The sequence below is a fragment of the Bacillus sp. T17B1 genome, assembly GCF_026796395.1.
GTDB classification, from domain to species: domain Bacteria; phylum Bacillota; class Bacilli; order Bacillales; family Bacillaceae; genus Bacillus; species Bacillus spizizenii_A.
Genome location: NZ_JALAYA010000020.1, coordinates 1 through 19,389, shown reverse-complemented (window position 1 = coordinate 19,389; position 19,389 = coordinate 1). Strand labels below are relative to the sequence as shown.

The 19,389-nt window shown below is 43.4% G+C and carries 20 protein-coding genes; all 20 read left to right on the top strand.

Features of this window, described 5'->3' with window-relative positions:
* Positions 1-15: 15 nt before the first annotated feature.
* The 20 genes from rimP to rnjB all read left to right on the top strand — a co-directional run bounded on the left by rimP (position 16) and on the right by rnjB (position 19,321).
* Entirely contained in the window at positions 16-486 is a 471-nt protein-coding gene (gene rimP, locus MOF34_RS11215) for a ribosome maturation factor RimP (RefSeq protein ID WP_003220940.1), read from the top strand.
* Positions 487-520: 34 nt separating this feature from the next.
* On the top strand, positions 521-1,636 hold the full coding sequence (gene nusA / locus MOF34_RS11210; protein WP_003231912.1) for a transcription termination factor NusA: 1,116 nt from the start codon (positions 521-523) through the stop codon (positions 1,634-1,636).
* 13 nt (positions 1,637-1,649) lie between these two features.
* Positions 1,650-1,925, top strand: a complete 276-nt coding sequence (gene rulR / locus MOF34_RS11205) for a glucose-induced regulator RulR (RefSeq protein ID WP_019714436.1) — start codon at positions 1,650-1,652, stop codon at positions 1,923-1,925.
* 1 nt (position 1,926) lies between these two features.
* Positions 1,927-2,229, top strand: a complete 303-nt coding sequence (locus tag MOF34_RS11200; protein ID WP_003220946.1) for a YlxQ family RNA-binding protein — start codon at positions 1,927-1,929, stop codon at positions 2,227-2,229.
* 19 nt (positions 2,230-2,248) lie between these two features.
* Positions 2,249-4,396, top strand: coding sequence for a translation initiation factor IF-2 (infB, locus tag MOF34_RS11195; RefSeq protein ID WP_268400193.1), 2,148 nt, complete (start codon positions 2,249-2,251; stop codon positions 4,394-4,396).
* Positions 4,393-4,671: a DUF503 domain-containing protein gene (locus MOF34_RS11190; protein WP_003220950.1), complete on the top strand. Its 279-nt coding sequence runs from the start codon at positions 4,393-4,395 to the stop codon at positions 4,669-4,671. Before infB ends, MOF34_RS11190 begins: the two co-directional genes overlap by 4 nt.
* A 16-nt stretch (positions 4,672-4,687) precedes the next feature.
* Positions 4,688-5,041 (top strand): 30S ribosome-binding factor RbfA, encoded by a 354-nt coding sequence (gene rbfA, locus MOF34_RS11185; protein ID WP_003220952.1) that lies wholly within the window; start codon positions 4,688-4,690, stop codon positions 5,039-5,041.
* An 81-nt stretch (positions 5,042-5,122) separates the two neighbouring features.
* Positions 5,123-6,052 (top strand): tRNA pseudouridine(55) synthase TruB, encoded by a 930-nt coding sequence (gene truB, locus MOF34_RS11180; RefSeq protein ID WP_268400192.1) that lies wholly within the window; start codon positions 5,123-5,125, stop codon positions 6,050-6,052.
* Between the two features lie 18 nt (positions 6,053-6,070).
* On the top strand, positions 6,071-7,021 hold the full coding sequence (gene ribF, locus MOF34_RS11175; RefSeq protein ID WP_268400191.1) for a bifunctional riboflavin kinase/FAD synthetase: 951 nt from the start codon (positions 6,071-6,073) through the stop codon (positions 7,019-7,021).
* A 156-nt stretch (positions 7,022-7,177) separates the two neighbouring features.
* Entirely contained in the window at positions 7,178-7,447 is a 270-nt protein-coding gene (gene rpsO, locus MOF34_RS11170) for a 30S ribosomal protein S15 (RefSeq protein WP_003220957.1), read from the top strand.
* Between the two features lie 172 nt (positions 7,448-7,619).
* Positions 7,620-9,731, top strand: coding sequence for a polyribonucleotide nucleotidyltransferase (gene pnp / locus MOF34_RS11165; protein WP_268400190.1), 2,112 nt, complete (start codon positions 7,620-7,622; stop codon positions 9,729-9,731).
* Positions 9,732-9,848: 117 nt separating this feature from the next.
* Positions 9,849-10,808, top strand: coding sequence for a polysaccharide deacetylase family protein (locus tag MOF34_RS11160; RefSeq protein ID WP_019714441.1), 960 nt, complete (start codon positions 9,849-9,851; stop codon positions 10,806-10,808).
* A 39-nt stretch (positions 10,809-10,847) separates the two neighbouring features.
* The gene (locus MOF34_RS11155; RefSeq protein ID WP_268400189.1) at positions 10,848-12,077 is read left to right on the top strand and encodes a M16 family metallopeptidase; all 1,230 of its coding nucleotides are present in this window, start codon (positions 10,848-10,850) and stop codon (positions 12,075-12,077) included.
* A gap of 75 nt (positions 12,078-12,152) precedes the next feature.
* Positions 12,153-12,410, top strand: a complete 258-nt coding sequence (locus tag MOF34_RS11150; RefSeq protein WP_268400188.1) for a YlmC/YmxH family sporulation protein — start codon at positions 12,153-12,155, stop codon at positions 12,408-12,410.
* A 191-nt stretch (positions 12,411-12,601) separates the two neighbouring features.
* Positions 12,602-13,495: a dipicolinic acid synthetase subunit A gene (gene dpaA / locus MOF34_RS11145; RefSeq protein WP_019714444.1), complete on the top strand. Its 894-nt coding sequence runs from the start codon at positions 12,602-12,604 to the stop codon at positions 13,493-13,495.
* Positions 13,496-13,497: 2 nt separating this feature from the next.
* The gene (dpaB, locus tag MOF34_RS11140) at positions 13,498-14,100 is read left to right on the top strand and encodes a dipicolinate synthase subunit B (RefSeq protein ID WP_268400187.1); all 603 of its coding nucleotides are present in this window, start codon (positions 13,498-13,500) and stop codon (positions 14,098-14,100) included.
* A gap of 125 nt (positions 14,101-14,225) precedes the next feature.
* The gene (asd, locus tag MOF34_RS11135) at positions 14,226-15,266 is read left to right on the top strand and encodes an aspartate-semialdehyde dehydrogenase (RefSeq protein WP_268400186.1); all 1,041 of its coding nucleotides are present in this window, start codon (positions 14,226-14,228) and stop codon (positions 15,264-15,266) included.
* A gap of 91 nt (positions 15,267-15,357) precedes the next feature.
* The gene (gene dapG, locus MOF34_RS11130) at positions 15,358-16,572 is read left to right on the top strand and encodes an aspartate kinase (protein WP_268400185.1); all 1,215 of its coding nucleotides are present in this window, start codon (positions 15,358-15,360) and stop codon (positions 16,570-16,572) included.
* Between the two features lie 30 nt (positions 16,573-16,602).
* The gene (gene dapA / locus MOF34_RS11125) at positions 16,603-17,475 is read left to right on the top strand and encodes a 4-hydroxy-tetrahydrodipicolinate synthase (RefSeq protein ID WP_019714448.1); all 873 of its coding nucleotides are present in this window, start codon (positions 16,603-16,605) and stop codon (positions 17,473-17,475) included.
* Between the two features lie 178 nt (positions 17,476-17,653).
* Positions 17,654-19,321 carry a ribonuclease J2 gene (gene rnjB, locus MOF34_RS11120; protein ID WP_268400184.1) on the top strand — a complete coding sequence of 556 codons (1,668 nt, stop codon included), beginning with the start codon at positions 17,654-17,656 and terminating at the stop codon, positions 19,319-19,321.
* Positions 19,322-19,389: the final 68 nt, after the last annotated feature.

Sequence of the window (19,389 nt, the reverse complement as noted above, 5' to 3'; positions counted from 1 at the left end):
ACAAGGAGGAAGAACATGAGCAAAAAAGTGACTGACACCGTTCAAGAAATGGCTCAGCCAATCGTAGACAGCCTTCAGCTGGAACTCGTTGACATTGAATTTGTCAAAGAGGGTCAAAGCTGGTTCCTTCGCGTGTTTATTGATTCCGATGACGGTGTGGATATTGAGGAATGTGCCAAAGTAAGCGAAGCTTTAAGCGAAAAGCTTGATGAGGCAGATCCAATCAGCCAAAATTACTTTCTTGAAGTCTCATCTCCGGGAGCTGAGCGTCCGCTAAAGAAAAAAGCCGATTTCGAAAAATCACTTGGAAAAAATGTGTATATTAAGACTTATGAGCCTATTGAGGGCGTAAAAGTGTTTGAAGGTGAACTGGCTGAATTTGATGGACAAACAGTGACAGTTGAGATCACGATCAAAACAAGAAAGAAACGGATTAATATTCCGTATGAAAAGATAGCTAATGCAAGATTAGCTGTTACATTCTAATGAATACAAATGTTTTAAGGGGGGAGACCGTTAAATGAGCAGTGAATTATTAGATGCTCTCACGATTCTTGAAAAAGAAAAAGGCATCAGCAAAGAAATTATCATTGAAGCAATCGAAGCTGCGTTAATTTCTGCTTATAAGCGGAATTTTAATCAAGCGCAAAATGTACGGGTGGATTTAAACCGTGAAACAGGCTCCATCCGTGTATTTGCAAGAAAAGATGTCGTTGACGAAGTATACGACCAAAGGCTGGAGATCTCTATTGAAGAGGCGCAGGGCATCCATCCGGAATATATGGTCGGCGATGTCGTTGAAATCGAAGTAACGCCTAAGGATTTCGGGCGCATAGCTGCTCAAACAGCGAAGCAGGTCGTCACACAACGTGTGCGCGAAGCTGAGCGCGGTGTAATATATTCTGAATTTATCGACCGTGAAGAAGACATCATGACAGGTATCGTTCAGCGCCTGGACAATAAGTTTATCTACGTGTCTTTAGGCAAAATTGAAGCCTTGCTGCCGGTTAATGAGCAGATGCCGAATGAAAGCTACAAGCCTCATGATCGCATTAAGGTATACATCACAAAAGTAGAAAAAACGACGAAGGGCCCGCAGATTTATGTGTCAAGAACACATCCAGGCCTGTTAAAGCGTTTGTTTGAAATTGAAGTGCCTGAAATTTATGATGGAACTGTCGAGCTGAAATCTGTTGCCAGAGAAGCTGGCGACCGTTCAAAAATTTCTGTTCGAACAGACGATCCTGACGTGGACCCTGTCGGCTCATGCGTAGGCCCTAAAGGCCAGCGTGTTCAGGCGATCGTCAATGAATTAAAAGGCGAAAAAATTGACATTGTCAACTGGTCCAGTGATCCTGTAGAATTTGTCGCGAATGCGCTCAGCCCTTCGAAAGTGCTGGATGTCATTGTTAATGAAGAAGAAAAAGCGACAACTGTGATTGTTCCTGATTACCAACTGTCCCTGGCGATTGGTAAAAGAGGACAAAACGCACGCTTAGCTGCTAAACTGACAGGCTGGAAGATTGATATTAAGAGCGAAACGGACGCAAGGGAACTTGGAATCTATCCGAGAGAACTTGAAGAAGACGATGAGCCGCTCTTTACGGAGCCTGAAACTGCTGAATCGGATGAATAAGAGGTGACCTTAGGTGAATAAACACAAAAAGATCCCGCTACGCAAATGTGTAGTGACTGGTGAAATGAAGCCTAAAAAGGAACTGATCCGAGTTGTACGTTCGAAAGAAGGCGAAGTCTCAGTAGACCCGACCGGAAAAAAGAACGGGCGGGGTGCGTATTTAACGCTGGATAAAGAGTGCATCTTAACAGCAAAAAAGAAAAACACTTTGCAAAATCAATTTCAATCACAAATCGATGACCAGATTTTCGATGAATTGCTGGAACTGGCGGAAAAGGTGAAAAAATAAAATGTCTGGAATGGAATGGTTTCCCTTGCTGGGTCTGGCCAATCGAGCTCGTAAGGTCGTGTCAGGCGAAGACTTGGTAATAAAAGAAATCAGGAATGCGCGTGCAAAGCTTGTCCTGCTTACAGAGGATGCATCATCTAACACAGCGAAAAAAGTAACCGACAAGTGCAATTATTATAAAGTCCCTTATAAAAAAGTCGAGAGTCGCGCGGTTCTTGGACGCTCTATCGGTAAAGAAGCCCGTGTCGTTGTCGCCGTCACTGACCAAGGTTTTGCGAATAAGCTGATCAGCTTGCTCGATTAATATTTTTGGGGGTGAACGAATGGCTAAAATGAGAGTATACGAATATGCAAAAGCGTTAAATGTTTCAAGTAAGGAAATTTTGACCGCACTGAAAAACATGGATTTAGAAGTGAATAATCATATGGCCATGCTTGAGGAAAAGGCCATTAAACAGCTTGATGCCAAATATAAAAAAGGCGGCGCAGCCGCTAAATCTCAAAAGCCAGCAGAAACGAACAAAAACAAACAGCCGCAAGGGATCAATCAGCAATCAGCTGGAAATCAACCAAATAAAATTCGAGACGGAAAGAAGAATGACGTGCAGAATAATCAATTTAACAAAAACAAGAAGAATAACAACAACAAAAAAAATAAACGCAACCATAACAATAAAAACCAACATCAGCAAAAGCCTGTAAAGCCGAAAAAAGAGCTTCCTGAGAAAATTACATTCTCTGGCACATTAACAGTCGGCGCACTGGCTGAAGAGCTTGGTAAAGAGCCTTCAGAAATCATTAAAAAGCTGATGCTCCTTGGCGTAATGGCAACCATTAACCAAGAGCTTGATAAAGACACAATTGAACTCATTGCATCAGAATATGGTGTTGAAACAGAAGAAGTTATTGTGCTTGAACAAACAGAGCTGGAAAAATACGAAGAGCCTGATAATGAAGAGGATCTTGAAATTCGTCCTCCGGTCGTTACGATCATGGGTCACGTTGACCACGGGAAAACGACGCTTCTTGACAGCATCCGTAAAACGAAGGTTGTTGAGGGAGAAGCAGGCGGGATCACTCAGCATATTGGTGCTTATCAAATTGAAGAGAACGGCAAGAAAATTACGTTCTTGGATACTCCGGGCCACGCCGCATTTACAACGATGCGTGCACGCGGTGCGGAAGTAACTGATATTACAATTCTCGTTGTTGCTGCTGATGACGGTGTAATGCCGCAAACAGTAGAAGCGATTAACCATGCAAAAGCTGCTGAGGTTCCAATTATCGTTGCTGTGAATAAAGTCGATAAAGAATCTGCAAATCCTGACCGTGTGATGCAAGAACTGACGGAATACGGACTTGTCCCTGAAGCTTGGGGTGGGGAAACAATTTTTGTTCCGCTTTCCGCTTTAACTGGAAAAGGCATTGATGAACTCGTTGAAATGATTTTGCTTGTCAGTGAAGTAGAAGAATTGAAAGCGAATCCGAATCGCCAGGCAAAAGGAACGGTTATTGAAGCAGAACTCGATAAAGGCAGAGGGTCAGTTGCGACATTGCTCGTACAGACTGGAACACTGCATGTCGGTGATCCGATCGTAGTCGGCAACACATTTGGCCGTGTCCGTGCAATGGTTAACGACATTGGACGCCGTGTGAAAACTGCCGGTCCGTCAACTCCGGTTGAAATTACCGGTTTGAATGATGTCCCTCAAGCGGGAGACCAATTCCTTGTCTTTAAAGATGAAAAAACAGCTCGTTCTGTTGGGGAAGCCCGTGCTTCGAAACAGCTTGAAGAGCAGCGCAGCGATAAAGCGAAGCTGAGTCTTGATGACTTATTCGAGCAAATTAAACAGGGTGATGTAAAAGACATCAACATCATCGTTAAAGCTGACGTTCAAGGATCTGCTGAAGCTTTAACAGCCGCACTTCAAAAAATTGAAGTAGAGGGCGTTAAAGTAAAAATCATCCATACAGGCGTTGGTGCAATTACCGAATCTGACATTATCTTGGCATCTGCTTCCAATGCAATTGTTATCGGGTTTAATGTGAGACCGGACGGAAATGCTAAGAGTACGGCTGAAGCCGAGAATGTAGATATTCGCCTTCACCGTATCATATACAAAGTAATCGACGAGATTGAAGCTGCCATGAAAGGTATGCTTGATCCTGAATATGAAGAAAAAGTAATTGGTCAAGTAGAAGTACGCCAAACATTCAAAGTATCTAAAATCGGTACAATTGCCGGCGGATATGTTACTGAAGGAACCATTACGCGCGACAGCGGCCTCCGTTTAATTCGTGACGGCGTCGTCATCTTCGAAGGCGAAGTAGACGTTCTGAAACGTTTTAAAGACGATGTGAAAGAAGTTTCACAAGGCTATGAATGTGGTATTACAATTAAGAAATACAATGACATTCGCGAAGGTGACATTCTTGAAGCGTTTGTCATGCAAGAAATTAAAAGAACGTGATCGGATTTGCGGAGTGTGAATGCATCATTTATGATGCAGGATCGCTAAAAGAGAAGCGTGCCGTTCTGAAGCGGATTCTAACCAGAGTTCAAAACAAGTTCAATGTTTCGATTTCGGAGATTGGCTATCAGGACACATGGCAAAGGACCAGCTTCGGAATCGCCGCTGTTTCTTCCTCTCGCGTTCAAACAGAAAAAGAGCTGCAGCGCGTCCTAGCGTTTATCGATTCTTTTCCTGAAATTGAACGGACGATCACTAGGACAGAATGGTTTTAACTTAGAGGTGATTGAATTGAGTATGAGAGCAAACCGTGTCGGCGAGCAAATGAAAAAAGAACTCGGTGATATTATCAGCCGCAAGCTGAAAGATCCGAGAATTGGTTTTCTGACAGTAACGGATGTACGTGTATCAGGTGATTTGCAAATTGCAAAGGTGTATATCTCGGTTCTCGGTGACGAGAAAAAACGGGAGGAAGCGCTGAAAGGGCTGGAAAAAGCAAAAGGATTTATCCGATCCGAAATTGGCAGCCGCATCAGACTTCGAAAAACACCTGAAATTGAATTTGAATTCGATGAATCAATCGATTACGGAAATCGCATCGAAACTCTGATTCACGAAATACATTCAGAGAAACCATCTGAATAAAAAGGGAGAGGATAGGCGTATATCGTCTGTCCTCTTTTCTGCGTTTAAAGAGAAAAGCTCAAAAGAAGGAGTGAAAGACAAATGGTTAACGGAGTTCTCCTTTTACATAAACCAGTCGGCATGACATCGCATGACTGTGTCATGAAGATCCGCAAACTGTTAAAAACAAAAAAAGTAGGACATACGGGGACGCTCGATCCAGAAGTATCAGGCGTGCTTCCGATTTGTGTGGGAAGAGCGACAAAAATTGTCGAATACTTAACTGAAAAGTCTAAAACGTATGATGCGGAAATAACGCTTGGCTTTTCAACGACAACTGAGGATCAAACCGGCGAAACGGTTGAAACAAAGCCCGTCAATCAAGACATTGATAAAGCGGAAGTAGAAAAGGTGTTAAACAGTTTAAAGGGTAAACAGGAGCAAATTCCTCCCATGTATTCCGCTGTAAAAGTAAACGGCAAAAAATTATACGAGTACGCAAGAGCAGGGATTGAAGTAGAACGTCCGAAACGCATGATTAATATTGAAGACATCGCACTGACGACAGAGATTAAACATAACGGAGAAACCGCAAGCTTTCGATTTACAGTGACATGCTCCAAAGGGACCTATGTAAGGACGCTGGCGGTCATGATCGGGGAAAAACTCGGATATCCGGCTCATATGTCTCATTTAATTCGCACAGCATCCGGAGATTTCTCTCTCGATGAATGCTTTACCTTTGAAGATCTGGAAGCACAGGTCCAGTCCGGAACCGTGGGAGAGCATACAGTTCCTATTGAACGTGCGCTCAATCATTTGCCGAAATGGATCATAAGTGATACATTAGCTAAGAAAGTAGAAAATGGGGCCTTGCTTGAGACGCCCGAGCAGTTTTCTGAAATGGCAAGCGAAGACCGCATAGCCGTTTTTACTGAATCCGGAAGCTGTTTGGCGATTTATTTCCCCCATCCTGCAAAAAAAGGGCTGTTAAAGCCGGCAAAAGTATTGATGCAAAAAAGCGAACAATAGAAAAAAGGTGACCGTTCTGTGAAGACGATACATATAACACATCCTCATCATTTATTCAAAGAGGAGCAGGCAAAGTCTGTGATGGCGTTAGGTTATTTTGATGGCGTTCATCTTGGGCATCAAAAGGTAATCAGCACAGCGAAGCAAATAGCCGAAGAAAAGGGTCTGGCATTAGCTGTGATGACCTTTCACCCTCATCCTTCTCATGTTTTGGGCAGGGATCAGGAGCCAAAGGATCTGATTACGCCTCTTGAAGACAAAATAAACCAAATTGAACAATTAGGCACAGAGATTCTGTACGTCGTTAAATTTAATGAAGCATTTGCTTCTCTTTCTCCTAAGCAGTTTGTGGATCAGTATATAATTGGCCTTAATGTACAACACGCAGTGGCTGGCTTTGACTTTACGTATGGCAAATATGGCAAGGGAACAATGGAAACCATGCCGCTTGATTTAGACGGAAAAGCAGAGTGCACAATGGTAGAAAAATTAACGGAGCAGGATAAAAAAATTAGCTCCTCGTATATTCGTACCGCGCTTCAAAACGGAGACGTTGAATTGGCGAGAATCTTGCTCGGACAGCCTTATTTTATAAAAGGAATTGTCATTCACGGTGATAAAAGAGGGCGGACCATCGGGTTTCCGACAGCAAATGTCGGTTTAAATAACAGCTATATCGTTCCGCCGACGGGTGTATATGCCGTAAAAGCGGAAATGAACGGCAAAGTTTACAATGGCGTTTGCAATATCGGCTATAAGCCGACGTTTTATGAAAAACGTCCGGAGCAGCCTTCAATCGAGGTCAATTTGTTTGATTTTAATCAGGAAGTATACGGAGCCGCTATAAAAATCGAATGGTATAAACGGATTCGGAGCGAGCGAAAATTCAATGGCATCAAAGAATTAACAGAGCAAATTGAGAAGGATAAGCAGGAAGCCATCCGTTATTTCAGCAATTTGCGGAAATAACATGCAACGTACACAAATTTTATTCTAAAATATTTGCATCTGGGCACGATTTTTAGTATTATAGTTTTCGTAGTCTTAAAACCATTGCTTGGCAATCCGAAGTCACCGACGGTTGCTAGGTAACTGGGGCTAAATATGATTTGGAGGTGAAACAGGATGGCAATTACTCAAGAGCGTAAAAACCAACTCATCAACGAGTTCAAAACACACGAATCTGATACTGGATCTCCAGAAGTTCAGATCGCTATCCTAACTGACTCAATTAACAACTTGAACGAGCATTTACGTACTCATAAGAAAGACCACCACTCACGTCGCGGTCTTCTTAAAATGGTAGGTAAGCGTCGTAATCTTCTTACGTATCTACGTAATAAAGACGTAACTCGTTACCGTGAGTTAATTAACAAACTAGGCTTACGTCGATAATCGTAAAAAGCGGGAGGATTCCCGCTTTTTTATCGTATTAAAGCGAAAATTCTTATAACAAATCATTGAAATCCTTTTACATACTACTTTGACATTGATATGTTCAATTCATTTCGTTCATAATAGGAGTAATTGATTATTTCACACAACGAAGAGAGGAGTTCGTAATCGTATGGGACAAGAAAAACATGTCTTTACCATAGATTGGGCCGGAAGAACGCTTACCGTTGAAACCGGCCAGCTTGCCAAACAGGCAAACGGTGCTGTGATGATCCGCTACGGTGATACCGCAGTACTTAGTACAGCAACCGCTTCAAAAGAACCAAAACCGCTTGATTTCTTCCCGCTTACTGTAAACTATGAGGAAAGATTATATGCGGTAGGGAAAATTCCGGGCGGGTTTATTAAAAGAGAAGGACGTCCAAGTGAAAAAGCGATTCTTGCCAGCCGTTTAATCGACCGTCCGATCCGTCCTTTGTTTGCAGATGGATTCCGTAATGAGGTTCAAGTCATCAGCATTGTCATGAGTGTTGACCAAGACTGCTCTTCTGAAATGGCTGCCATGTTCGGTTCATCTCTTGCTCTATCCGTATCCGATATTCCGTTTGAAGGACCGATTGCAGGGGTTACTGTCGGACGCATTGATGATCAATTTATCATTAACCCGACAGTCGATCAGCTTGAGAAAAGCGACATCAATCTTGTCGTTGCCGGCACGAAAGATGCCATTAACATGGTAGAAGCTGGAGCGGACGAAGTTCCTGAAGAAACCATGCTTGAAGCCATAATGTTCGGCCATGAAGAGATTAAACGCCTGATTGCATTCCAAGAAGAAATTGTAGCAGCAGTCGGCAAAGAGAAATCAGAAATTGTGCTTTATGAAATTGATGAAGAGCTTAGTGATAAAGTAAAAGCTTTAGCAGAAGAAGATCTGCTGAAAGCCATCCAAGTTCATGAAAAGCATGCCCGCGAAGATGCCATTAATGAAGTGAAAAACACAGTTGTGGCAAAATTCGAGGATGAAGAGCATGATGAAGACACAATCAAGCAAGTGAAGCAGATTTTATCCAAGCTGGTGAAAAATGAAGTGCGCCGCCTGATTACTGAAGAGAAAGTAAGACCGGACGGCCGTGGTGTCGATCAAATCCGCCCGCTTTCTTCTGAGGTCGGTCTCTTGCCAAGAACGCACGGGTCAGGTCTGTTTACAAGGGGACAAACACAGGCCCTCAGCGTATGTACGCTAGGTGCGCTGGGAGATGTGCAAATTCTTGACGGCTTAGGAGTTGAAGAGTCAAAACGGTTTATGCATCACTACAATTTCCCGCAATTCAGCGTTGGGGAAACAGGACCAATGCGTGGGCCGGGACGCCGTGAAATTGGGCACGGAGCACTGGGTGAGCGTGCGCTTGAGCCAGTTATTCCGTCTGAGCAAGACTTCCCTTACACTGTCCGCCTTGTATCAGAAGTGCTTGAATCAAACGGTTCTACCTCTCAAGCAAGTATTTGCGCAAGCACACTTGCAATGATGGATGCCGGTGTACCAATCAAAGCCCCTGTTGCGGGTATCGCGATGGGTCTTGTCAAATCAGGCGAACATTATACTGTTCTGACTGACATTCAAGGCATGGAAGACGCGCTTGGAGATATGGACTTTAAAGTAGCCGGAACCGAAAAAGGCGTAACAGCGCTGCAAATGGACATTAAAATTGAAGGCCTTTCAAGAGAGATCCTTGAAGAAGCGCTTCAGCAGGCGAAAAAAGGAAGAATGGAAATCCTTAATAGCATGCTTGCGACATTAAGCGAATCAAGAAAAGAGCTTTCTCAATATGCGCCTAAAATTTTAACAATGGCCATTAATCCTGATAAAATCCGCGATGTCATCGGGCCAAGCGGAAAACAAATCAATAAGATCATCGAAGAAACCGGTGTTAAAATTGATATTGAGCAGGACGGCACAATCTTTATTTCGTCAACAGATGAAAGCAGCAACCAAAAAGCGCAAAAAATCATCGAAGACCTTGTCAGAGAGGTTGTAGTCGGCCAACTTTACCTAGGTAAAGTAAAACGAATCGAAAAATTCGGAGCCTTCGTTGAAATTTTCAGCGGAAAAGACGGTTTGGTGCACATTTCAGAGCTTGCGCTTGAACGTGTAGGAAAAGTTGAAGATGTTGTGAAAATCGGAGACGAGATTCTTGTTAAGGTCACTGAAATTGATAAACAAGGACGAGTCAATTTGTCCCGTAAAGCGGTGCTCCGTGAAGAGAAAGAAAAACAACAATCTTAAATGAAAACATAAAAAGGAGCCTGGGAGACCCGGCTTCTTTATTTTGAAGCTTTTAAAAAGCAGGCGGGTTCTACCTTGTCCTTCTCTTTCATAATGTGAGGTGAGGGGGGACAGAACATGTACAAAAAATTTGTGCCGTTTGCCGTTTTTCTATTTCTTTTTTTTGTCTCATTTGAGATGATGAAAAATCCGCACACACTTGATTATATAGGGGCAATGAAAAAAGATACGGTGACTGTCACGGCGTCCAAAGACCCGTTATATGAAGAATTGCTTCAAAAAGCGCCTGAGTACGAAGTCAAGCCCCAGGATGCCAGAATCGATAAAGTGTGGAAAAGCATTCCCGGCTACAATGGATTGAAGGTCAATATTGAACAATCATATAAAAAAATGAAAAAACACGGCGAGTTTCGAGAAAACGATCTGGTATACAGCCAAGTAAAACCAAGCGTTCATCTTGAGTCTCTTCAGCCTGAGCCTATTTATAAAGGAAATCCTGAAAAGCCGATGGTGGCTTTATTAATTAATGTGGCATGGGGAAATGAGTATTTGGAAAAAATGCTCCCTATCCTGGAAAAGCACCAAGTCAAGGCTACCTTCTTTTTAGAAGGCAATTGGGTGAGAAACAATGAACAGCTCGCTAAGAAGATTGCGGAAGACGGACATGAAATCGGAAATCATTCATACAATCATCCAGATATGAGCAAACTGACTACAGGAAGAATTTCCGAGCAGCTCGACAAGACAAATGAGCAAATAGAACAAACGATCGGCGTTAAGCCGAAGTGGTTCGCTCCGCCGAGCGGAAGTTTCCGAAAAGAGGTTGTCGACATTGCAGCTGAAAAACAGATGGGAACAGTGATGTGGTCAGTTGATACAATTGATTGGCAAAAGCCGGCTCCGTCTGCACTTCAAACGAGAGTGTTAAGCAAAATACATAATGGTGCCATGATTTTAATGCATCCGACTGACTCCACGGCGGAAAGTCTTGAAGTGCTGATTACAAAGATAAAAGATAAAGGATACGCGCTTGGAACAGTCACTGAACTAATGGATGAAACAAGACTGTTGAAGTAACAGATGCAGGCAGCTTGTCTTTGAATAGGAGGAACAAATTTGATTAAACGATATACGTGTCAAAATGGTGTAAGAGTTGTGCTGGAAAATAACCCGACAGTCCGTTCTGTTGCGATCGGAGTATGGATTGGCACAGGTTCGCGGCACGAGACGCCAGAGATAAACGGGATTTCGCACTTTTTAGAGCATATGTTCTTTAAAGGGACGAGCACAAGATCTGCACGCGAAATAGCAGAATCTTTTGATCGTATTGGCGGTCAGGTCAATGCGTTTACCTCAAAGGAATATACCTGCTACTATGCTAAGGTGCTTGACGAGCATGCGAATTACGCGCTGGACGTATTAGCAGATATGTTCTTTCATTCAACGTTTGATGAAAACGAGCTGAAAAAAGAAAAAAATGTAGTATATGAAGAAATTAAAATGTACGAAGATGCGCCAGACGACATTGTGCATGATTTACTGAGCAAAGCCACTTACGGCAACCATTCTTTAGGCTACCCAATTCTAGGCACGGAAGAAACGCTTGCTTCCTTCAACGGTGACTCCCTCAGACAATACATGCATGATTATTATACGCCGGACCGAGTGGTCATTTCGGTAGCGGGCAATATATCTGACAGTTTTATCAAAGATGTAGAAAAATGGTTCGGGTCATATGAGGCGAAAGGCAAAGCAACAGGCCTTGAAACACCCGATTTCTACACGGAAAAACTGACGAGAAAAAAAGAAACAGAGCAGGCTCATTTGTGCCTTGGATTTAAGGGCCTTCAGGTTGGCCATGAACGCATTTATGATTTAATCGTCCTTAATAATGTCCTCGGAGGCAGCATGAGCAGCCGGCTGTTCCAAGATGTACGAGAAGATAAAGGTCTCGCTTATTCTGTTTACAGCTATCACAGCTCTTATGAGGACAGCGGAATGCTGACCATTTACGGAGGAACGGGTGCAAATCAGCTTCAGCAGCTGTCAGAAACAATTCAAGAAACCCTTGCCACATTAAAACGCGACGGCATTACCTCAAAAGAGCTGGAAAACAGCAAAGAGCAAATGAAGGGAAACCTGATGCTGAGCTTAGAAAGCACAAACAGCAAAATGAGCCGGAACGGGAAAAATGAACTGCTGCTCGGCAAACATAAAACTTTAGATGAGATTATCAATGAATTAAACGCCGTGAACTTAGAGCGTGTCAATGGCCTTGCCAGACAATTGTTTACTGATGATTATGCACTGGCACTCATCAGCCCTTCCGGCAATATGCCGTCTTAAAAAAATGCCTGCCCCATAACGGAGCAGGCATTTTTTTATCCCTTTGATCATACATAGTACAAGGGGGTGACAGACATGCGGCTCAGTGAATTATCAGGAAAGGAAATTGTAGACATCAAAAGAGCTGAACGGCTGGGAGTGCTTGGCCAGACCGATTTAGAAATCAATGAACAGGATGGGCAAATTACAGCACTCCTCATTCCTACAGTTAAATGGTTTGGTTTGAGAAAACACGGTCATGACATTCGTGTCCCCTGGCATCATATTCAAAAGATCGGATCAGATATGATCATATTAGACGTACCTGAGGAAATGGCTCCTCGACAAGAGTAAATGAAAAAAGCCCCTGATGACTGTGGTGCGGGCTCTAAGTAAACATCTGAAACATCGGCTTTTGGCAGCCGATGTTTTTTTATATGAAAAAAGCGCATGATTTAATTCACCGGTATTTCCTTTTGATCATAAGATGAAGGGGAGCTTAACAACTAGAGATCCAGTATATACAAAGAAGGTGAACGTTTAGTATGTTAACCGGATTGAAAATTGCAATTATCGGCGGTGACGCAAGACAGCTCGAAATTATAAGAAAGCTCACTGAACAGCAGGCTGACATCTATCTTGTCGGTTTTGACCAATTGGATCACGGTTTTACCGGAGCAGTAAAATGCAACATTGATGAAATTCCTTTTCAGCAAATAGACAGCATTATTCTTCCAGTGTCTGCAACAACAGGAGAAGGTGTCGTATCGACGGTATTTTCGAATGAAGAGGTTGTTTTAAAACAGGACCATCTCGACAAAACGCCTGGACATTGTGTCATTTTCTCAGGAATTTCTAACGCATATTTAGAAAACATTGCAGCTCAAGCAAACAGAAAACTTGTTAAGCTGTTTGAGCGGGATGACATTGCGATATACAATTCTATTCCGACAGTAGAAGGAACGATCATGCTGGCTATTCAGCACACGGATTATACGATACACGGATCTCAGGTGGTAGTTCTTGGTCTAGGACGCACCGGGATGACGATTGCCCGTACATTTGCCGCACTTGGGGCGAATGTAAAAGTGGGGGCAAGAAGCTCAGCGCATCTGGCACGCATCACTGAAATGGGGCTCGTCCCTTTTCATACCGATGAGCTGAAAGAGCATGTAAAAGATATAGATATTTGTATTAATACAATACCGAGTATGATTTTAAATCAATCGGTTCTTTCTAGCATGACACCAAAAACTTTAATATTGGATCTGGCCTCACGTCCCGGGGGAACGGATTTTAAATATGCCGAAAAACAGGGGATTAAAGCGCTTCTTGCCCCTGGCCTTCCAGGGATTGTCGCACCTAAAACAGCCGGGCAAATCCTCGCAAACGTCTTGAGCAAGCTTTTAGCTGAAATACAAGCTAAGGAGGGAAAATAAGGATGTCTTCATTACAAGGAAAAAGGATCGGGTTTGGACTGACCGGATCGCATTGCACATATGAAGCGGTTTTCCCGCAAATTGAGGCGCTGGTCAACGAAGGAGCGGAAGTTCGTCCGGTTGTCACATTTAACGTAAAATCCACAAATACCCGATTTGGAGAGGGAGCAGAGTGGGTGAAAAAAATCGAAGACCTGACTGGATATGAGGCCATTGATTCAATTGTAAAGGCAGAGCCCCTTGGGCCGAAGCTGCCCCTTGACTGTATGGTCATTGCTCCTTTAACCGGCAATTCAATGAGCAAGCTGGTAAATGCCATGACGGACAGTCCGGTGCTGATGGCGGCAAAAGCGACAATCCGAAACAATCGGCCGGTCGTTCTTGGCATCTCGACAAATGATGCTCTCGGTTTAAACGGAACAAATTTAATGAGGCTCATGTCAACAAAAAATATCTTTTTTATTCCATTCGGGCAAGACGATCCATTTAAAAAACCGAATTCAATGGTAGCCAAAATGGATCTGCTTCCGCAAACTATTGAAAAGGCACTAATGCATCAGCAGCTTCAGCCGGTTCTTGTTGAAAATTATCAGGGAAATGACTAAATTTACAGAAAATCTTTCCCAAACTAAAAAATTCGGTCATCACCCGCATATTCTATGGTAAAATAAAACGTAAAATCATAGTCAAATCAATTCAATGAGGCTGATTGGCGGAAGGAGTTTTACAGATGGGAAGAGGTTTACACGTAGCTGTTGTCGGAGCGACAGGAGCTGTAGGGCAACAAATGCTTAAAACACTTGAAGACAGAAACTTTGAAATGGATACACTTACATTGCTATCTTCAAAACGCTCTGCGGGGACAAAAGTCACGTTTAAAGGCGAAGAGCTGACAGTTCAGGAAGCTTCTCCTGAGAGCTTTGAAGGGGTAAATATTGCTTTGTTCAGCGCTGGTGGAAGCGTATCACAAGCATTGGCACCAGAAGCTGTAAAACGCGGCGCTATTGTTATAGATAATACGAGTGCGTTTCGTATGGACGAAAATACACCGCTTGTTGTGCCTGAAGTGAATGAGGCAGACTTGCATGAACACAACGGCATCATTGCCAATCCTAACTGCTCTACGATCCAAATGGTTGCGGCTCTTGAACCGATCCGCAAAGCATACGGCTTAAGCAAAGTGATCGTATCCACTTACCAGGCGGTATCAGGAGCTGGAAATGAAGCTGTAAAAGAGCTTTACAGCCAAACACAGGCGGTTTTGAACCAAGAAGAAATAGAGCCTGCGATCATGCCTGTAAAAGGTGACAAAAAACACTATCAAATCGCCTTCAACGCGATTCCGCAAATTGATAAATTCCAAGATAACGGCTATACGTTTGAGGAAATGAAAATGATAAATGAAACGAAAAAAATTATGCACATGCCAGAGCTTCAAGTAGCGGCTACATGTGTGAGACTGCCAATTCAAACTGGGCACTCAGAGTCAGTCTACATTGAGGTAGACCGTGATGACGCTACAGTTGAAGATATTAAAAATCTATTAAAAGAAGCTCCGGGCGTGACACTTCAAGATGACCCAAGCCAACAGCTTTATCCGATGCCTTCTGATGCCGTCGGCAAAAACGATGTATTTGTTGGCCGCATCCGCAAAGACTTGGACAGAGCAAACGGTTTTCATTTATGGGTTGTTTCTGATAACCTATTAAAAGGCGCGGCATGGAACTCTGTTCAAATTGCAGAAAGCCTGAAAAAACTAAACCTCGTATAATAGAGAGAATTTCCTAAAGACGAATAGAAGAGAGTAAGGCACTATCAGCCTGCTCTCTTCTGTTACGTCCGAATAATTTGGAGTGAAAACAGTGAAGATAATTGTTCAAAAGTTCGGCGGAACATCTGTAAAAGATGATAAAGGCCGCAAACTGGCTTTAGAGCATATTAAAGAAGCAATCAGTGAAGGATATAAGGTTGTCGTTGTCGTTTCAGCGATGGGCCGGAAAGGAGACCCGTACGCTACAGATTCTTTGCTTGGGCTGCTTTACGGCGATCAGTCAGCGATCTCTCCACGGGAGCAGGATTTGCTTTTATCTTGCGGAGAGACCATTTCCTCTGTCGTCTTTACAAGCATGCTGCTTGATAACGGTGTGAAAGCAGCTGCGCTGACAGGGGCTCAGGCTGGCTTTTTAACGAATGATCAGCATACCAATGCGAAAATCATTGAAATGAGACCGGAGCGTTTATTCGGTGTGCTTGCGAATCATGACGCTGTAGTCGTCGCAGGATTCCAGGGCGCAACTGAAAAAGGTGATACAACAACGATCGGCAGAGGGGGCAGCGACACGTCCGCAGCCGCACTTGGAGCAGCAGTTGACGCGGAATACATCGATATTTTTACTGATGTAGAAGGTGTGATGACTGCTGACCCTAGAGTAGTGGAAAATGCGAAACCGCTTCCTGTCGTGACTTATACAGAAATTTGCAACCTGGCGTATCAAGGGGCGAAGGTCATTCATCCGCGGGCTGTGGAAATTGCGATGCAGGCCAAGGTTCCGATCCGCGTTCGTTCGACTTATTCGAAAGATAAAGGCACATTGGTGACATCGCATCACTCTTCCAAAGTCGGAAGCGATGTTTTTGAAAGGCTGATTACGGGAATTGCCCATGTCAAAGATGTCAGCCAGTTCAAAGTGCCTGCCAAAATTGGCCAGTATAATGTCCAGACTGAAGTGTTCAAGGCGATGGCGAATGCGGGAATCAGTGTCGATTTCTTTAACATTACACCTAGTGAAATCGTATATACGGTGGCCGGGAATAAAACAGAAACAGCTCAGCGTATTTTAATGGATATGGGCTATGATCCGATGATAACCAGAAATTGCGCGAAGGTATCGGCGGTCGGAGCGGGCATTATGGGTGTTCCTGGTGTCACGTCAAAAATTGTTTCGGCTCTTTCAGAAAAAGAAATTCCGATTCTTCAGTCGGCTGACAGCCATACGACGATATGGGTGCTTGTCCATGAATCGGATATGGGACCTGCTGTAAACGCTTTGCATGAAGTGTTTGAACTTTCCAAGTAAATGTGATTGAATCATGATGAGGTGAATAAAATGAATTTCGGAAATGTGTCTACAGCGATGATTACACCCTTTGACAATAAAGGGAACGTAGACTTTCAAAAACTGTCTACACTGATTGATTACTTGTTGAAAAACGGAACGGATTCTTTAGTAGTAGCGGGAACAACTGGAGAATCTCCGACCCTTTCAACTGAAGAAAAAATTGCGCTTTTTGAATATACGGTAAAAGAAGTGAACGGCCGGGTGCCGGTTATAGCGGGTACTGGAAGCAACAACACGAAAGATTCCATCAAGCTGACAAAAAAAGCTGAGGAAGCAGGCGTAGACGCAGTCATGCTTGTTACGCCTTATTACAATAAACCTTCTCAAGAAGGAATGTACCAGCATTTTAAAGCAATTGCGGCCGAAACGTCTCTTCCGGTTATGCTTTATAATGTGCCGGGCCGTACAGTTGCTTCTCTTGCACCTGAAACGACGATCCGTTTGGCGGCAGACATTCCGAATATAGTTGCGATAAAAGAAGCAAGCGGAGACCTCGAAGCAATTACAAAAATTGTTGCAGAAACGCCGGAAGACTTTTCTGTCTATTCAGGGGATGACGCCCTGACGCTTCCTATTCTCTCAGTCGGAGGAAGAGGAGTTGTGTCAGTGGCGAGCCATATTGCAGGCTCTGATATGCAGCAAATGATCAAAAATTATACGAATGGGCAAACAGCTAATGCGGCACTGATTCATCAGAAACTGCTGCCGATTATGAAGGAACTGTTTAAAGCGCCTAATCCTGCTCCTGTCAAAACAGCGCTTCAGCTGAGAGGCCTTGATGTTGGTTCAGTGCGTCTTCCTCTCGTCCCTTTAACCGAGGATGAACGGCTTAGCTTAAGCAGCACGATCAGCGAACTGTAAGAAACATTTCATACAGTGAAACAAACGCGGTCAATCTCACATTCAGCTGAGCTTGACCGTTTCTTATACATATTGGTTTTCCCTAAACCTGCTGCTTTATCTTGTTTTCTAAATTTACTTTCAGTTATAATAGGAACAAGTGATGATGGACGGGTATGAGACTAGGAGGATATAGATTTTGAAAAAGAAAAATACAGAAAACGTTAGAATTATCGCCCTTGGCGGTGTCGGAGAAATTGGGAAGAACCTTTATGTCATCGAGATTGACTCAGACATATTTGTTGTAGATGCCGGCCTTATGCATCCAGAAAACGAAATGCTCGGTATTGATGTGGTGATTCCTGACATATCATATTTGATTGAACGGGCTGACCGCGTCAAGGCAATCTTTTTAACGCACGGGCACGATGAAAATATCGGCGGCGTTTTTTACTTATTGAACAAGCTGTCCGTCCCAGTGTACGGAACAAAACTGACGCTTGCGCTATTGAGAGAAAAATTAAAACAATACGGACATAACCGAAAAACTGATTTAAGAGAAATTCACTCCAAATCTGTCATTACATTTGAATCGACAAAAGTATCGTTCTTTAGGACGATTCACAGCATCCCTGATTCTGTAGGTGTGAGTCTTAAAACATCACTTGGATCTATTGTATGCACGGGAGACTTCAAATTTGACCAAACGCCTGCACTTAACCAAACGTGCGACATTGGCGAGATCGCCAAGATCGGAAATAGCGGCGTACTTGCCCTGCTTTCCGACAGTGCAAATGCGGAGCGCCCGGGCTATACACCTTCGGAAGCTGCTGTCAGCGGAGAAATTTCGGACGCGCTGTATAATTCAGTGAACCGGGTGATTATTGCTGTTTTCGCATCCAATATTAACCGGATCCAGCAAGTCATTCATGCAGCGGCTCAAAATGGCAGAAAAATTGCCGTTGCCGGAAAAAATCTTCAGTCTGTCCTGCAACTGGCAAGAAAGCTCGGATATATTGAAGCAGATGATGAATTGTTTATTTCTGTACAGGATGTAAAGAAATATCCGAAGCGCGAAGTGGCCATTATTACAGCAGGCAGCCAAGGTGAACCGTTAGCTGCACTGACAAGAATGGCAAACAAAGCCCACAAACAGCTGAACATTGAAGAAGGGGATACTGTTGTCATTGCGTCAACTCCAATCCCTGGGCAGGAACTCATTTATTCTAAAACAGTAGATCTTCTTGCGAGGGCCGGTGCACAAGTCATCTTTGCACAAAAGCGTGTCCATGTATCTGGCCACGGCTCACAAGAAGAGTTAAAGCTGATGATCAATCTGCTTAAACCAAAATATTTAATTCCTGTAAATGGCGAATACAGAATGCAAAAAGCCCATTCAAAAATCGCTGAAGAAATCGGCATGAAGCGCAGTGATATCTTCTTAATTGAAAAAGGAGACGTCGTTGAATTCCGCGGCCAAAACGTAAAAATCGGGGATAAAGTTCCGTATGGCAATATTTTAATTGATGGTTTGGGTGTCGGTGATATCGGCAATATCGTATTGAGAGACCGCCGTTTGCTTTCACAGGATGGGATTTTAATTGTTGTCATTACACTTGATAAACAAAAGAAACATCTTGTATCAGGACCAGAAATTATCACTCGCGGTTTTGTTTATGTAAGAGAGTCTGAAGGCCTTATCGTACAGGCTACTGAGCTTGTTCGTTCCATTGTGACAGAAGCGACTGAAACATCAAATGTTGAATGGTCAACGCTGAAGCAGGCAATGCGAGATGCTCTGAACCAATTCCTGTATGAAAAAACGAAACGTAAACCGATGATCATCCCAATTATTATGGAAGTATAATGGCTGAATAAAGACCGGAGCTGTGATATTATCCCCTCTAAGTAGACAGTGTAAAAAGCCCACTTTTC

Bases quoted from the DNA above. Each gene is read 5' to 3' on its own strand.
- rimP (WP_003220940.1), top strand. From the start codon at position 16: ATGAGCAAAAAAGTGACTGACACCGTTCAAGAAATGGCTCAGCCAATC.
- nusA (WP_003231912.1), top strand. From the start codon at position 521: ATGAGCAGTGAATTATTAGATGCTCTCACGATTCTTGAAAAAGAAAAA.
- MOF34_RS11200 (WP_003220946.1), top strand. From the start codon at position 1,927: ATGTCTGGAATGGAATGGTTTCCCTTGCTGGGTCTGGCCAATCGAGCT.
- infB (WP_268400193.1), top strand. From the start codon at position 2,249: ATGGCTAAAATGAGAGTATACGAATATGCAAAAGCGTTAAATGTTTCA.
- truB (WP_268400192.1), top strand. From the start codon at position 5,123: ATGGTTAACGGAGTTCTCCTTTTACATAAACCAGTCGGCATGACATCG.
- rpsO (WP_003220957.1), top strand. From the start codon at position 7,178: ATGGCAATTACTCAAGAGCGTAAAAACCAACTCATCAACGAGTTCAAA.
- pnp (WP_268400190.1), top strand. From the start codon at position 7,620: ATGGGACAAGAAAAACATGTCTTTACCATAGATTGGGCCGGAAGAACG.
- MOF34_RS11160 (WP_019714441.1), top strand. From the start codon at position 9,849: ATGTACAAAAAATTTGTGCCGTTTGCCGTTTTTCTATTTCTTTTTTTT.
- MOF34_RS11150 (WP_268400188.1), top strand. From the start codon at position 12,153: ATGCGGCTCAGTGAATTATCAGGAAAGGAAATTGTAGACATCAAAAGA.
- dpaA (WP_019714444.1), top strand. From the start codon at position 12,602: ATGTTAACCGGATTGAAAATTGCAATTATCGGCGGTGACGCAAGACAG.
- dpaB (WP_268400187.1), top strand. From the start codon at position 13,498: ATGTCTTCATTACAAGGAAAAAGGATCGGGTTTGGACTGACCGGATCG.
- asd (WP_268400186.1), top strand. From the start codon at position 14,226: ATGGGAAGAGGTTTACACGTAGCTGTTGTCGGAGCGACAGGAGCTGTA.
- dapA (WP_019714448.1), top strand. From the start codon at position 16,603: ATGAATTTCGGAAATGTGTCTACAGCGATGATTACACCCTTTGACAAT.